At 59.0% G+C, this 14,419-nt stretch carries 13 protein-coding genes; 9 read left to right on the forward strand and 4 right to left on the reverse strand.

Annotated features, from left to right (window positions below):
* The 9 genes from ACNA0I_RS12315 to ACNA0I_RS12355 all read left to right on the forward strand — a co-directional run.
* Nucleotides 1–340: hypothetical protein (locus tag ACNA0I_RS12315; RefSeq protein ID WP_415806298.1), on the forward strand; the 340-nt coding region annotated here is incomplete at its 5' end.
* Nucleotides 324–1,751 carry a dihydrolipoyl dehydrogenase gene (lpdA, locus tag ACNA0I_RS12320; protein ID WP_415806299.1) on the forward strand — a complete coding sequence of 476 codons (1,428 nt, stop codon included), beginning with the start codon at nt 324–326 and terminating at the stop codon, nt 1,749–1,751. The genes ACNA0I_RS12315 and lpdA, both read left to right, overlap by 17 nt.
* A 219-nt stretch (nt 1,752–1,970) precedes the next feature.
* Complete coding sequence (gene zapE / locus ACNA0I_RS12325; protein WP_415806300.1) at nt 1,971–3,062, forward strand: cell division protein ZapE; 1,092 nt, start codon at nt 1,971–1,973, stop codon at nt 3,060–3,062.
* Between the two features lie 146 nt (nt 3,063–3,208).
* Nucleotides 3,209–3,742: a sigma-70 family RNA polymerase sigma factor gene (locus tag ACNA0I_RS12330; RefSeq protein ID WP_415806452.1), complete on the forward strand. Its 534-nt coding sequence runs from the start codon at nt 3,209–3,211 to the stop codon at nt 3,740–3,742.
* 4 nt (nt 3,743–3,746) lie between these two features.
* On the forward strand, nt 3,747–4,730 hold the full coding sequence (locus ACNA0I_RS12335; protein ID WP_415806301.1) for a FecR family protein: 984 nt from the start codon (nt 3,747–3,749) through the stop codon (nt 4,728–4,730).
* Nucleotides 4,731–4,896: 166 nt separating this feature from the next.
* On the forward strand, nt 4,897–7,395 hold the full coding sequence (locus ACNA0I_RS12340) for a TonB-dependent siderophore receptor (protein ID WP_415806453.1): 2,499 nt from the start codon (nt 4,897–4,899) through the stop codon (nt 7,393–7,395).
* 106 nt (nt 7,396–7,501) lie between these two features.
* Nucleotides 7,502–7,807: a DUF3649 domain-containing protein gene (locus ACNA0I_RS12345; protein WP_415806302.1), complete on the forward strand. Its 306-nt coding sequence runs from the start codon at nt 7,502–7,504 to the stop codon at nt 7,805–7,807.
* A gap of 92 nt (nt 7,808–7,899) precedes the next feature.
* Nucleotides 7,900–9,684 (forward strand): PepSY-associated TM helix domain-containing protein, encoded by a 1,785-nt coding sequence (locus tag ACNA0I_RS12350; protein ID WP_415806303.1) that lies wholly within the window; start codon nt 7,900–7,902, stop codon nt 9,682–9,684.
* Nucleotides 9,684–10,010, forward strand: coding sequence for a DUF3325 domain-containing protein (locus ACNA0I_RS12355; protein WP_415806454.1), 327 nt, complete (start codon nt 9,684–9,686; stop codon nt 10,008–10,010). The genes ACNA0I_RS12350 and ACNA0I_RS12355 overlap by 1 nt, the downstream gene beginning before the upstream one ends.
* Nucleotides 10,011–10,097: 87 nt before the next feature.
* Here ACNA0I_RS12355 and ACNA0I_RS12360 read toward each other — a convergent pair whose 3' ends face one another.
* The 4 genes from ACNA0I_RS12360 to ACNA0I_RS12375 form a co-directional block, all read right to left on the reverse strand.
* Nucleotides 10,098–11,597: a tripartite tricarboxylate transporter permease gene (locus ACNA0I_RS12360; protein WP_415806304.1), complete on the reverse strand. Its 1,500-nt coding sequence runs from the start codon at nt 11,595–11,597 to the stop codon at nt 10,098–10,100.
* A gap of 28 nt (nt 11,598–11,625) precedes the next feature.
* Nucleotides 11,626–12,093, reverse strand: a complete 468-nt coding sequence (locus tag ACNA0I_RS12365; protein ID WP_415806305.1) for a tripartite tricarboxylate transporter TctB family protein — start codon at nt 12,091–12,093, stop codon at nt 11,626–11,628.
* 17 nt (nt 12,094–12,110) lie between these two features.
* Nucleotides 12,111–13,070 (reverse strand): tripartite tricarboxylate transporter substrate binding protein, encoded by a 960-nt coding sequence (locus ACNA0I_RS12370; protein WP_415806306.1) that lies wholly within the window; start codon nt 13,068–13,070, stop codon nt 12,111–12,113.
* Nucleotides 13,071–13,213: 143 nt separating this feature from the next.
* On the reverse strand, nt 13,214–14,380 hold the full coding sequence (locus ACNA0I_RS12375) for a mandelate racemase/muconate lactonizing enzyme family protein (protein ID WP_415806307.1): 1,167 nt from the start codon (nt 14,378–14,380) through the stop codon (nt 13,214–13,216).
* Nucleotides 14,381–14,419: the final 39 nt, after the last annotated feature.

Consider the following 14,419-nt stretch of genomic DNA (forward strand, 5'->3'; position numbering starts at 1 on the left):
ACTCCCCTTCGCCTACCTCGCCAGGCGGGGCGGCTGGGCAAACTCGCTCCGCTACGCTGCGCTCAAACATGCCCAGCCGAAATCCCCCCGCCTTCCTTCGGTAGCGCTCGGCGGCCTCAACGGGGCCCGCAGCTTACCGCTAGGCAAGCCCCTCCCCACTGCTGGCGACATCTTCAATTCTGAGGGTGATTCGAGTGATGCTGGGGTTGGGGTCCGTGCTAGCCTTTATGCGGGTGATGCGGTGTTGTCATCGATGCAGGTTTATGCTGCGGGTGAGGCTTGTTCGGCTGGCGCTTCTTTAATTCCCAAATTTCGAGATCATTATGTCCAAACAATTTGACGTCGTTGTCATCGGTGCTGGCCCTGGCGGTTATATCGCCGCGATTCGTGCTGCGCAGTTGGGTATGTCGGTAGCGTGCATCGACGCATGGCAAAATGGCCAAGGCGGCCCGGCACCCGGCGGTACCTGCACGAACGTGGGCTGCATTCCGTCGAAGGCACTGCTGCAGTCATCGGAACATTTCGAGCAAGCCAACCATCACTTTGCCGAACATGGCATCGAAGTCAAGGGCGTGAGCCTGAAGCTCGATACGCTGGTTGGCCGCAAGAACACGGTGGTCAAGCAGAACAACGACGGCATCCTGTATCTGTTCAAGAAGAACAAGGTCACGTTCTTCCATGGCACGGGCGCGTTTGCTGGTCAGGTTGACGGCGGTTATGCGATCAAGGTGACGGGCACTGCCGAAGAGGATATCGTTGCCAAGCACGTGGTCGTGGCAACGGGCTCGTCGGCGCGCGAACTGCCGGGTCTGCCGTTTGATGAAAAAGTGGTGTTGTCCAACGATGGCGCGCTGAATATTGACGCTGTGCCGAAGAAACTCGGTGTGATCGGGGCTGGCGTGATCGGCCTGGAGCTGGGCAGCGTGTGGCGCCGTCTGGGCGCTGAGGTCACCATCCTGGAAGCCATGCCCGATTTCCTGGCGGTTGCTGATCAGCAAGTCGCCAAGGAAGCCCTGAAGGTACTGACCAAGCAAGGCCTGAACATTCAGACCGGCGTGAAGATCGGCGAGGTCAAGGCGACGGCAAAGTCGGTCAACGTGTCGTATGTGGATGCCAAGGGCGCCGAGCAAAAGCTGGCGGTGGACAAGCTGATCGTGTCGATCGGCCGTGTACCGTACACCGGTGGCTTGAACGCCGAGTCGGTGGGCCTGAAGCTGGACGAGCGTGGCTTCATCGCTGTCGATGATGACTGCAAGACCAACTTGCCCAACGTATGGGCAGTGGGCGATGTGGTGCGTGGGCCGATGTTGGCGCACAAGGCCGAAGAAGAAGGCGTGGCGGTGGCCGAGCGTATCGCCGGTCAGCATGGGCATGTGAATTTCGCGACCGTGCCTTCGGTGATCTACACCTCGCCGGAAATCGCCTGGGTGGGCAAGAACGAACAGCAGCTCAAGGCCGAAGGCCGCGAGTACAAGGCGGGCAGCTTCCCCTTTATGGCGAACGGCCGTGCGCGCGCGTTGGGTGATACGACGGGTTTTGCCAAAGTGATTGCGGATGCCAAGACCGATGAGGTGTTGGGTGTGCATATCATTGGCCCGATGGCATCGGAACTGATTTCCGAAGCCGTGACCATCATGGAATTCCGTGGTGCGGCCGAGGACATCGCTCGTATTTGCCACGCTCACCCGACTCTGTCGGAAGCCGTGAAAGAGGCCGCGCTGGCGGTGGACAAGCGCACGCTGAATTTCTGATTCTGAGCGATGCATCGACGAGCGCCGGGCTATGACGGCTCGGCGCTCTCGTCTGTAGTGATGGTTCGTTCAGGCCTGTGCGCGTTGGCCGATACGATGGCAAATGTTTGTCAGCCTATTGCGCAATGGTGCCCCGTTACCGGTGGCGCATACAGATTGCCAGATGAACGGTACGAGGCGGTTGAACCGCCTTTTTTCTTTTAGGTTTGCAGCTGCGATATGAACGTCCGCGAATACTATGAACAATCCCTGGCGGAGCGGGGGTATCAACCTGATGTGGCGCAGAAGCAAGCCATTGACCGATTGCAGGCGTATTACGACGACTGGGTACGTTTCAAGGCCCTGCGCTCGAATGCGTTAAAGAAGTTATTGAACCGGCCCGATGTCCCGCGCGGCGTGTATCTGTGGGGCGGAGTGGGGCGCGGCAAAAGCTTTTTGATGGACGCGTTTTATGCCACGGTACCGGTGGTGCGTAAAACACGGCTGCATTTTCATGAGTTTATCCGTGGCGTGCATCGCGAACTGGAAAACGTCAAAGGGATGCAAGATCCCCTGGACGAGGTGGCGCGGCGTGTGGCCAAGCGTTATCGCTTGATTTGTTTTGATGAGTTTCATGTGTCGGATGTGGCCGATGCCATGATTCTCTACCGCCTGTTGCTCAAGCTATTCGAATACGGCACATCGTTTGTGATGACATCCAACTATGAGCCGTCGACCCTGTATCCGGATGGGCTGCATCGAGATCGGATTTTGCCGGCGATCGAGCTGATTCAGAAACGCATGGATGTCTTGAATGTGGATGCCGGGATTGATTATCGGCGCCGTTCGCTGGAGCAGGTGCAGTGCTATCACTCGCCGCTGAACGAGCAGTCCAAGGCCGCCTTGCAGGATGCTTTTGATCGATTGGCCGACACGCCGCCGCAAGAGCCTGTGTTGCACATCGAGCATCGCGAGCTGCGTGCACAGGCGTTGGCCGGGTCTGTGGTGTGGTTCGATTTTGCGACGCTATGCGGCGGCCCGCGCTCGCAGAACGATTACCTGGAATTGGCCAGCCGTTTTCATGCGGTCATTTTGTCGGATGTGCCTCGCATGGGGCCACGCCAGGCGTCCGAGGCTCGCCGGTTTACCTGGTTGATCGACGTGTTTTATGACCACAAGATCAAACTGATCATGTCGGCGGAATGCGAGCCCGAAGAGCTCTACACCGAAGGCGCCTTAGCCAACGAGTTTCACCGCACCGTGTCGCGCATCCTGGAAATGCAGTCGCGCGAATACCTGGAATCCGAGCGCCGTTTGACGGTCGGGCTGTAAAAACCGCAAACGGTCGCTTCAGGAAGAAGGGTAGGGTGACGTGTTGTTGTGTTAACACGTCATGGCCTGGGTGAGGCGGCATGTTTACGTAATCTGATTGATAATAATAGTGGTTATCAATTACCATCGCGGTTTGCGCTTTTTCTCTGCCCGCCGTGAAAACCTCCATACCGAGCGTGGCCGTCGCGCCCGCGGCGGCGCCCATTGACGAGCTGTACCGTGATCATCAGCCGTGGCTGTTCCGATGGCTGCGGGGCGAGCTGGGCAATCCTTTCCGGGCAGAGGACCTGACTCAGGACGTGTTTGTGCGGGTCATTGCCGGCCGCAAGCAAGTCCGGGCCGAGCAGGCTCGTCCATTTTTACGCACGATTGCGCAGGGCCTGTTGATCGATCATTACCGTCGCGCCGGCCTGGAGCAGGCGTATCTCGATTATCTGGCCACCTTGCCGGAACCTCACCAACCCTCCGCAGAAACGCGCGCGGCAGTTTTGCAGCAGATCGCCATGCTGGATCGGATGCTGGCGGACCTGCCTGACAATGTGCGGCGGGCATTTGTGATGGCCCAGATTGACGGCTTGAGCTATACCGAGATTGCCGAGCGGCTCGGCGTGTCATTGAGTTCGGTACAGCAATATATGGCCCGTGCGTTGATGGCTTGCTATGTCTGCATCCAGGATTGACACGATGGGTGATCCCATTGCCCAGGCCGCTATAGCGTGGTGGGTCAAGCTGCAGTCGGGCGAGGGCGGGGCGGCCGCGTTGGATGCCTGTCGGCAATGGCGCGCAGCAGATCCGCGTCACGAGCATGCCTGGGCACGCCTGGAGCGCTTCGCGCATGCCGTACGGGATATCCCATCGGACTTTGCGCATACGCATTTGGTCGACGCTGCGACGGCGCGACAACACAGTCGTTCGCATGGACGGCAGCGACGCGCCTTGCTCAAGGGGATGGCTGCTGTGGCAGTACTAGGCGGTACTGGCGCCGCCGCGTACGAATGGACCCCTTGGCAGCGCTTGGTCGCTGATTACAGTACACGCGTCGGCGAACGCCGCCGTGTCCTGTTGCCGGACGATATTCGGATGGATTTGGCCAGCGATACGGCGGTGTCATCCGTCTTTCACGACGGGCAGCGTGAGCTGACGTTGTGGCGAGGTGAAATGGGCATCGCCGTCCGTCGCGATCTGGGCGTCTCTCCTTTGTTGGTCAACATCGACGGTAGTCGAGTGGAAGTGAACCACGCTCATTTTTCGTTGTGGCGGCAGGCGTCGGGGATGCGCGTCGATGTTTACGAGGGTTCGCTGCGTGTCAGCGCGCAGGATAGCGAGCCTCGAGTGCTGAGTGCGGGTGCAGCCTTGTATCGCAAGGCCGGTTCGTGGCATGAGGCAGCGGCGCAGAACAGCCGAGCTGCCTGGATGGATGGATTACTCGTCGCTAATGACGATCGATTGGCCGAGGTCATTGCCCAGTTGGCGCGCTATCGCCGCGGGATGCTCTCGGTTAGTCCGGAGGTGGCCGATTTATCAGTATCCGGCGTATTTCCGCTGGATGACACCGATGGCGCCTTGGACATGTTGCAGCACGTCCTGCCGATCACGATCAAGCGCTGGGGGGCGTGGTGGGTGCGGGTCGATAGCGCTGAAAAACCCGCTCAGCAACGCAGCGCGTAGATCGCCGCTCGCACCTCCGGATTTACTTTTGGTTTCTATTCAGTCGTCTTATCGCCTGCAGGTTTCTCGTGCTCGTGCGGAATGGCTTTTGTAAACCATTCATTTCCGCAGGAGTCTTGTCTTGTCTTTTCTTGCTTCCTTGTTCTCATCCCGGGCGGTCCGTCGCATGAGCGCTGGCCATGGCACACGAGGCGGCCGGCAGCCGGGCGCGTTGCCCGCGCTGGTGTTAGCGTTGGCGGGTGCCGGGTTGGTGTCGGTGCATCCGGCCGTATTGGCACAGGCGGCCGCGCAACCGGGCCAATCGGCGCCTGGCGCACGCAGCGTCTCCGTACCTGCGGGTCCGCTGGGCCAGGTGTTGACCGCCTTTGCGCGGCAGGCTGGCGTGTTGATTTCATTCGATACCGGCCTGGTATCGGGATTGAGTGCATCGGGGTTGCAGGGCAGCTATTCCGCCGGCGACGGCTTTCGCGCCATCTTGCAGGGAACGGGCCTGGAGGCCTATCCCGGAACGGGCGGCTGGCATTTGCGGCGTGCACTATCGACGGCAGGCGATACCGTGAGCCTGGCCCCCGTGGTGGTGCAGGGGCAGGGTGAGACCGGCACGGGTCAGACGTATGGTGTGGTTTCCACCGTCGCGTCCACTGGCACCAAGACGGACACGCCGTTGTTGGAAACGCCGCAATCCATTTCGGTGATCACGCAGACCCAAATCGCTCAACAAGGCGCAAACACGTTGAACCAGGTGCTTCGTTATACGCCTGGCGTAGCGGTCGAGACGCGGGGAGCCACTGCGACTCGATTGGATCAGTTCACGATCCGGGGGTTTTCTGCGACGAGCTACCTGGATGGTCTGCGCGTGTTCGGCGGCCGGGACGCCTTGCCGCAGGTGGACGCCTATCGCCTGGAACGCGTCGATGTCCTGAAAGGTCCTTCGTCCGTTATGTACGGCCAAGGCGGCCCTGGGGGCGTAGTGAACCAGGTCAGCAAGCGGCCGGTGGCCGGGCAAGTCAATGAGGTTGGTGTCGAGTTTGGCACCAACTCGCTATTGCGCGGAATGGCTGATGTGGGCGGCAGCCTGAACGACGACGGCACCTTGCTATATCGCGTGGTAGGGGCAGGCTATAAGGCCAATGGGCAATTGCACGATACCAAAGAGCGCCGCTATTACGTGTCGCCTTCGTTCCTGTGGCAGCCCACTGCGGACACCCGCTTGACTGTGTTGACGCACTTCCAGCGAGATCCCGATATGGGGGCCTACGGGGCGTTGCCTGCGATGGGGACGGTGCATGCATTACCGGATGGCAGCCGTTTCTCACGCAGTTTTTACGATGGGGACAAAGGTTTCGAGCGAAGCGACCGCAAGCACTATTCCTTGGGCTACGAGTTTGAGCATCGCTTTAACGACACCTTTAAAGCGACCCAGAAATTACGCTATGTGCACGCGGATGCCGAATATCGCAGCATCTACAACAGCGGCTGGGCAGATCCGGGCACCTATCGCTACCTGAAGCGCGGTTTGACCGGTACCGACGTCAAGTTCGATGCCCTGACGCTGGACAACAATCTGCTGGCCAATTTCTCCACCGGGCCTTTCGATCACACGGCCTTGTTGGGTTTTGATTATCAGCGCGTCAAAACAGATACCTTGTCGGCCTCGCAGACCGGCGATTTTCTGAACCTGGACACCTGGAATCCGAACTACGACATGGGCTTTACCATGCCGGCCTTCACCAGCGACCAGACCCAGACGCAATATCAAGCCGGCCTGTATTTCCAGGACCAAATCAAGCTCGGCCGTCTGTCGGTGCTGCTGGGCGGGCGTTATGACTGGGCGCGTACCAACACCAACGCGACCAATCTGAACACTGGGGTGCGCACGCATACGCCTCAGCGCGCACAGGCCTTTACCGGCCGTGCGGGGTTGCTCTATCTGTTCGACAACGGCGTGGCGCCGTACTTCAGCTATTCGCAGTCGTTCGAGCCGCAAAATGGCACGGGCTGGGATGGGGCTCCGTTTGATCCGGTCGAGGGCGAGCAATACGAGTTGGGCGTGAAATACGAACCCGCCGGCTCGCGTACCTTGTTGACGGCTGCTCTCTACGATATCCGCCGCAAAAATCTGACCACGACGGACCCGGATCCGACTCATATCTGCAGCGGCGGACGTTGCAGTATTCAAGCAGGCGAGGTACGCACCCGCGGTCTGGAGCTCGAGGCCAAAACCGAGCCGGTCGAGGGACTGAGCGTGATTGCTTCGTACAGCTGGATGCAGAACGCCTATACCAAAGACAACCCCAATGCCGCAGGTGTCAGCCTGAAGGGCACGCAACCGGCCGGCGTACCCAAGCATCAAGCTTCGGCATGGGTGCACTATGAAATGCAAAGCGGGCCGCTGGCCGGTCTGGGGATGGGAGCCGGTGTACGTTATCTGGGCGAAACCTGGGGCGATGCCAACAACACGTTCAAGGTATCCAGCGCCACGCTGTTTGATTTGGGACTGGACTACGACCTCGGCCGCTATCAGCCGGCGCTGAAGGGCTGGCAGGTCAGCCTGAATGTCGCCAACGTCTTTGACAAGCGTTATGTGGCCTCGTGCTTGAGCGAGGCTTGGTGCTGGTACGGCTATGACCGCACCGTCAAGGCAGCGGTGCGCTATCGCTGGTAATACCGAGGCGGGCGCCTGCGGGATGGTTTTCATCCTGCCCCGAAGGCACCCGCTTTTTTCTCGTAATGATTATAATTCTCAAATTATCGAGTTCGCAGGATTCGCAGTGAAACCTATTCCCGGCGCCGGGCTGGCGCGTTATCGATGGGCGGTCGCCTCACGCATCACCGCCGCCGTGTTTGGCGGGTATGCGTTGGCATCGGCAACGGCCGCCAGTCTGGCTGTGTGGTTGCCCATGGCGCGCATCGATGCCGTCGTGACGGCGAGCATACTCGCCTTTGTCGCCTATACGATTGCCGTCATGTGGGTGTTTGCTGCTCGTAATACGTGGCGCGCATGGATCGGGATTATCGTACCGACTGTATTGCTGGCAGGGCTGTTCTGGCTCAACCGCTTGGCGGGGGCCGCATGACAAGCGCCTCAAAATCCAGCGTTTCTCAGGCCGCGGCCCCGGTGGCCCCAGACAGCTCGTTGCCGTCCAAGGCTTTGGCGAAGTCGAAATCAATGCGTTCTCCTTCAGAACAGGGCGAGGGTTTTCGGCAAGCGATGGCGTGGCTGCACACGTGGGCCGGCTTGGTGTTCGGGTGGATCTTGTTTGCGATGTTCCTGACTGGGACGTTGGCATTTTTCCGGCCCGAAATCACCACGTGGATGCAGCCCGAGGTGCCAGCACAGCATCAGGTGTTGCCCGCAGACCAGGCCGCCGATATGGCGCAGCGCTATCTGACCGAACATGCGCCGGACGCCTCGCGCTGGTTCATCGATTTGCCCTCGGCACGTGAGCCTAATCTGAGTTTGTTGTACCAAATCCCCAAGCCCGCGCCGGGCGAGCGGGGGATCAAACGCGTGACACTCGATCCCGCTACGGGTCAGGAAATCAAAGCCCGTGAAACGCGCGGCGGCGATTTTTTATATCGCTTTCATTTCGAATTGGAAATGGCCCGTCCGTGGGGGCGTTGGCTGGCCAGCATAGCGGGGATGTTCATGCTGGTGGCCATCATCAGCGGCATCGTCACGCACAAGAAAATCTTCAAAGACTTCTTTACGTTCCGGCCTGGCAAGGGCGGGCAGCGTGCGTGGATGGACGGGCACAACGCCTTGTCGGTGTTGGGGCTACCATTTCATCTGATGATTACGTTCAGCGGGCTGCTGCTCTTTGTGGTCATGCTGTTGCCTGCGGGGATTTCGGCTGCCTATGACACGCCCCGTGCATATTTTGACGAGCGGTTCCCGGGCTCGCCTCAGCAGCGTCCGACCGACGGCCAGGCTGAGCTGTTGCCGCTGGGTCCGCTGGTGGCACAGGCAACCTCACTGTGGCAGGGCGGTAGTGCGGGACGCCTGGTGGTGACGAATCCCGGCAAACAGAACGCGATGGTGTCGGTGTCTCGAGACTCGGGCGAACGCGTATCGTATGGCCGCAATGCGCCCAGCATGCAATTCAATGGGGTCGATGGTGCGTTGTTATCGCGGCACGATAACAACAGTGCTGCGATGACGACTGCCGATACGATCATCGGTCTGCATCTGGGATTCTTTGCCGAACCGTTTTTGCGGTGGCTGTATTTCCTGGTCAGCCTGGCTGGGACAGCGATGGTCGGCACCGGTTTGGTGTTATGGGTGGCCAAGCGTCGTCAAAAAGCCGGCGCGGCGGCTCAGCAGAAGTTTTCGCTGCGTTTGGTCGATGCCCTGAACGCCGCCAGCATCGCCGGTTTTTGTCTGGCGGTGGTGGTGTACTTCTGGGCGAACCGATTGGTGCCGGCCGATGTGGCGGGACGTGGCATCTGGGAAACACGCGCGTTTTTCATCGCCTGGGGGTTGAGCTTTATCTACGCCTTTGCATTCCGTGCACGCAAGTGGATGGATCTGTTGTCCTTGACGGCGGTGTTGGCGCTGACACTGCCTGTGTTGAATGCTTTGACGACGGACCGGCATTTGGGGGTGTCCTTGCCTGCAGGCGATTGGGTCATGGCTGGCTTTGACCTGACCTCTCTGGCAGCGGCCACGCTGCTTGGTTGGATGGCTTACAAGGCGCGCAAGGCGTATCAGAAAAACAAAACATCATCAGCTCGCCCCGTTCCGGCAACTCGCAAGAGCGTTCGCCCTGAGGCAGTCGGTGCTGCGCGTGCTGCTGTATCTTCACAAGCGGCCGGTGTAGCGCATGCCATTGCTCCTACGCAACATGCCGGCGCAATACATACAGCCGCCCCGTCTCCAAATGTCGGCATCGCGCAAATCGCTGCTGCCGCCTCCGTCACCGCCAGCTGTACTGTTAATGAGGTGACGTCATGATGATGAGCATTGCCGCTTTTTGCTTGGCCTATGCCGGGTTTTCCGCGTTGTGCCTGGCTATGGACCGCCACTACGAGGATGTATTCGACCGCGAATTGCCGCGTCGTCATCGAGCTTCCCTGCGCATTGTCGGGTGGATTGCGTTGGCGCTGTCGCTATGGGCGTCGGCTGCGGTATGGGGATGGTCATACGGCACTGTAGAGTGGATAGGCATCTTGAGTTTTGCGGGCCTGCTTCTGATCTGGTTTGTCAGTTATCGGCCGGTTGCTGCGATTTCGGCTGGGGGGCTGTGCGCGGTGGCGGCACCCGTGTTGGCTTGGGTGTGAATAAAAACGCCCGGCATATGAAGACGTCTGCGCATTGGATATAGATCCACTCTGTGCAATGCACTTCAAATGCTGGGCTTGCCTACCCTAAATCGTGCTCGATTTCCGTTTCCAGAGTTTCGATATCAGCGGCATGAGCACCACCGAAGCCGCCAGCAGAAAGAACGCCAGCGAAATCGGCCGCTCGAAGAACACACCCAATCCACCTTCGGACAGGATCAATGTTCTCCGGACGTTGTTTTCCAGCATGGGGCCTAGCACCACGCCCAATACCAGGGGAACCGCTGAATACTCCAGCTTTAGCATCAGATAGCCCAGCACGCCTGCCCCCAACGCCAGCAGGACATCGGACATCGAGTAGTTGATCGAAAATACGCCGAACAGAATCATGCCGATCACAACCGGGTAGAGCAGGGCCGTCGACACGAATACCACGCTGGCCAGTAAAGGAATCATCAGCAACGTCAGAAACAACAGCATCACGTTGCCTATCCAGAAACTGCCGAACACCGTCCACACGAAATCCGGATTGTTCGTAAACAGCAACGGCCCCGGTTGCAGACCCAGCATCAACAGACCTCCCAGCATGATGGCGGTAGTTGCCGAGCCGGGGATGCCCAGTGTGAACATGGGTACCATGGACACATATGCCGCGCTGTTGTTTGCTGCCTCAGGGGCCGCGACGCCCTGCATGGCACCTTTGCCAAATTCTTCGGGTGTGCGCGATATCTTTTTGGCCGCCGCATAGGCCAACATCGTGGCAGCAGTCGCGCCCACGCCAGGCAGCACGCCCACGAGAAAACCCATGATGGATCCCAGCACCACCGCGCCTTTGCAGCGGATCATGTGGCTCACGCGGGGCAGTAACGAACGCAATGAGTAACTGGCTGCAGCCCGGGTGCCCTCAGTCTTTTCCGATAGATTGAAAAATATCTCGGCGAGTCCGAATATGCCAACCGCAATGATGGTGAAGTCGACGCCATCGAGCAAGTCCATCGACCCCAGGGTATAACGTGGCGGTCCCGAAATAGGATCCATGCCTATCATGCCGATCCAGATACCCAGAAACAGCGCGGTAAATCCCTTGATGATGTTGCGTCCGCCCAGCACGCTCACCAGAGAAAAGGCCAACACCATGACGGCCGTCATTTCAGTCGGTCCAAACTCAATGGCCACGCGTGCGATCGCCAGTGCCAGCAGCGCCATGACCAGCAAACCGAACACGCCGCCGATGAACGAGGAGAACACGCTGATGCCCAACGCCTCGCCCGCCTTGCCTTGTTTGGCCATTGCATGGCCATCCAGTACGGTCATGACCGATGCGGATTCGCCAGGGATCCCGAGCAGAATGGAGGTAACAGCGCCGCCGAACATGGCGCCATAATAAATCCCGCCCAGACCGGCGATGGCTTCGACACCGCCAAAGCCCACTGCCACCGGCAGCATGATCGCCACACCCGCAGCGGGACCCAGTCCCGGTAATACACCGACGAGCAATCCGATCAAGACACCGATCAATGTGGCAGCCAGCACCGACCAGGACAGCGCGTTGACTGTACCTTCGAGTAGCAGGACGATAGAGTCCATGTTGTTCCCTCATTTAATGTGTGTGCAGTCAGATTCCCAGCAATCCTTTGGGTAGCGGCACGCCCAGATACACACCGAAGGCCAGTTCTCCGGCGATCGGAAACAGCACCGCCGTCGCGATGATCTTGGCGGTAAAGACCCGGTCCCAGCGCGGCCGGATAATCCAGCCTATCGCGAACACCAGCGCTGCACACGCCAGCATCATGCCCAACGGCTCGGCCAGAAACACAAAGGCCACCAGAGCGCCGATGAGGGCCACCGGCTTGATCAGGCTGGGCAACGCGATTTCTTGAGCCAGTTTTTCCTTGCCTGCAACGCTGCGAACAAAATTCACTATGCTCAATCCTGCGATGGCCAATCCCACCCATAGCGGAAAAAAGCCGGCGCCAGGATTGCCGTCGATCATGTAGCCGTACGAGGGCGCAAAGTAAGCGATACTCAAACCCAACATAAACAAGAACATCGCAAAAACACGATCCAGTGTCTCGATTTTCATGATTGGCGTTCCGGTAGTTATTTGATGATGTCCAGTTCTTTCATGATGGCGACATAGCGCTCATTGGTCCGCTGGATCAGCGCCGCAGTCTGTTTAGCGTCTTCGTAGCGGGGCTCGTCTTTGTAGCGATCCAGATACCGCTCTTTCCACTCTTTGCTCTCGGCGACTTTACGCAGCACGTTTTCCCAGTACGCGACCACCTCCGGTTCGACGCCTTTGGGCATCACGACACTGCGCAGCATGGTGTGTTCGATGTCGTAGCCTTGTTCCTTGAACGTCGGGACATCAGGCATCGAGGACAGCCGTTCACCCGCACTCACGGCCAGGGCGCGCATGGTGCCGGCCTCGATCTGAGGCATGATTTCGCTGGGGTTGCCGAACATAAAATCAATGTGCTTGCCTAACACTCCCGTAGTGATTTCCCCTTCGCCATCGAAGGGCACTACGTCCACTTTGACTTTCATCTGCTTGCTCACCATGTCCGCCAACAGCCGAGCGTCCGAGACCACGCCGACCGTGCCCGTGGTCAGCCGTTTGGATTGAGCCATGTCTTTCAGCGATTGATAAGGCGAGTCGTTCTTTACCGCCAACACATAAGGCGACATCGAAATAGCAGCGATAGGTGTGAAATCTTCCTGTTTGAACGGTGCCCGACCGAGGAGCGGCGTCGTGAAAAAACTCACGCTGACTGTTGCCATGGTGTATGGATCGCCCTTGCGGCGTGACGCTTCCTTGTATCCGCGCGCACCACTGCTGCCGGGCAGGTTCTCGTACATGAAATCCACGGGTACGAGTTTGAGGTCTTTGATGACAGAGCCGATCGTGCGTGCCAGCACATCGCTGCCCCCGCCCGCACCAAACGGAATGATCATGCGTATATTCTTGTCTGGATACTCGGCGTTAGACGAGACAGGCATAGAGAATAGTGCGAGCACAGCGCAGGCCGACGCCAGACGAGCGGCGATAGAGATACTCATTTGTCTTCCTCCAGGAATGTATCCGGTGCCATGGCCCGGATCTTGTGTTGCTGCCGAGCCGCCTTGCGGTGAACGTGCCCATACGTGAACAGTCAGTCGCAGACGTGAAATGAGGCTTCTTGTGGAACTGCAAAACTGCGCTGCTACGTCGCGGCAACGGCCTCGCGCAGCAAGTATCCGTGGCTGTCGCGCCCCTCGAATCGGCTTTGCGCTGGGTCCGTGATGCGGGCGGCTTCCAGGGCATCGTAATTGGGGGTGAATCCCAATCCGGGCTTGCCGGATAAAGTCATGCGTCCGTCCACAGGATCTGGCGTGTCATAAAAGAAATGTTTGCCTGTTTGCCACATCCCATAGTGGAATTCGACAGGCCCGCCATTCATCAGGCCGCATAACAGATGCATATTGAAAATCGGCCAACCACCGCCGTTTGCCATGGGCAGGTTGTAGGCCTGGGCCAGATGCGCCACCTTCAGCGATTCGGTATAGCCGCCGTTGTAGAGCACATTGGGTTGCAATACATCCACCGCATGATGCGAGACCAGTTCGCGATAACGCCAACGGTGGCCTTCCATCTGTCCGGCGGCAATCGGCACCGACGTGTTGGCGCGCAGGTCCGCCAGCGCGCGCGCATCATTCTGCTGAATGGGCTCCTCGAACCACATCAGTTCGCAATCCTCGATCGCGCGGCACAGCAAGCGCGCCTCATAGGGGTTGAACCAGCAATTGGCGTCTATCATCAGCGCAGCGTCCGAGCCTATGGCCTCACGTGCGGCATGCACGCGCCGAACGTCGTCGCGCCACGTGCGCGAGGGCTCGCCTCCCACCACCATCTTCAGCATCGTGTGCCCATCGTCGATGAACTTGCGCGCGTAGTCGGCGAGTTGCCGTTCATCGAAAAACGGATAGCCAAAGGTCGCATACGTCGGCGCCCAGCTACGAAAACCACCCAGCAGCTCGTGCACAGAGCGCGACTCTCGCTTGCCCCGCAGATCCCATAGCGCGATATCGATGGCCGACAGCGCATTAGAGATCACACCGGTATAGGCGCGGCTGTTGAGCTGTTTCCACACGTGCGCGTGAATCGCTTCGGTGTGCAGTACGTCACGCCCCTTCAGTGCCGGCGCCAGATGATTTTCTATGCAGGCGATGACAGCCCAAGGCAGGATTGAGCCTGTGATGCCAAAGCCGCTTTGACCTTCGTCGGTCGTGACTTCGACAAAGACGAACATGCGGCTCTCGATCGATTTGCCGATACCGGGCAGGTCGATCTCATGCCGATGCAGCGTAGCGGTGATTTTTTCTATCTTCACTTTCTGTCTCCTCTTTTCTGTCGCTGGGCGGCCGTCGCG

Source organism: Bordetella muralis (assembly GCF_965139205.1).
In the GTDB taxonomy this organism is placed as follows: domain Bacteria; phylum Pseudomonadota; class Gammaproteobacteria; order Burkholderiales; family Burkholderiaceae_B; genus Bordetella_A; species Bordetella_A muralis.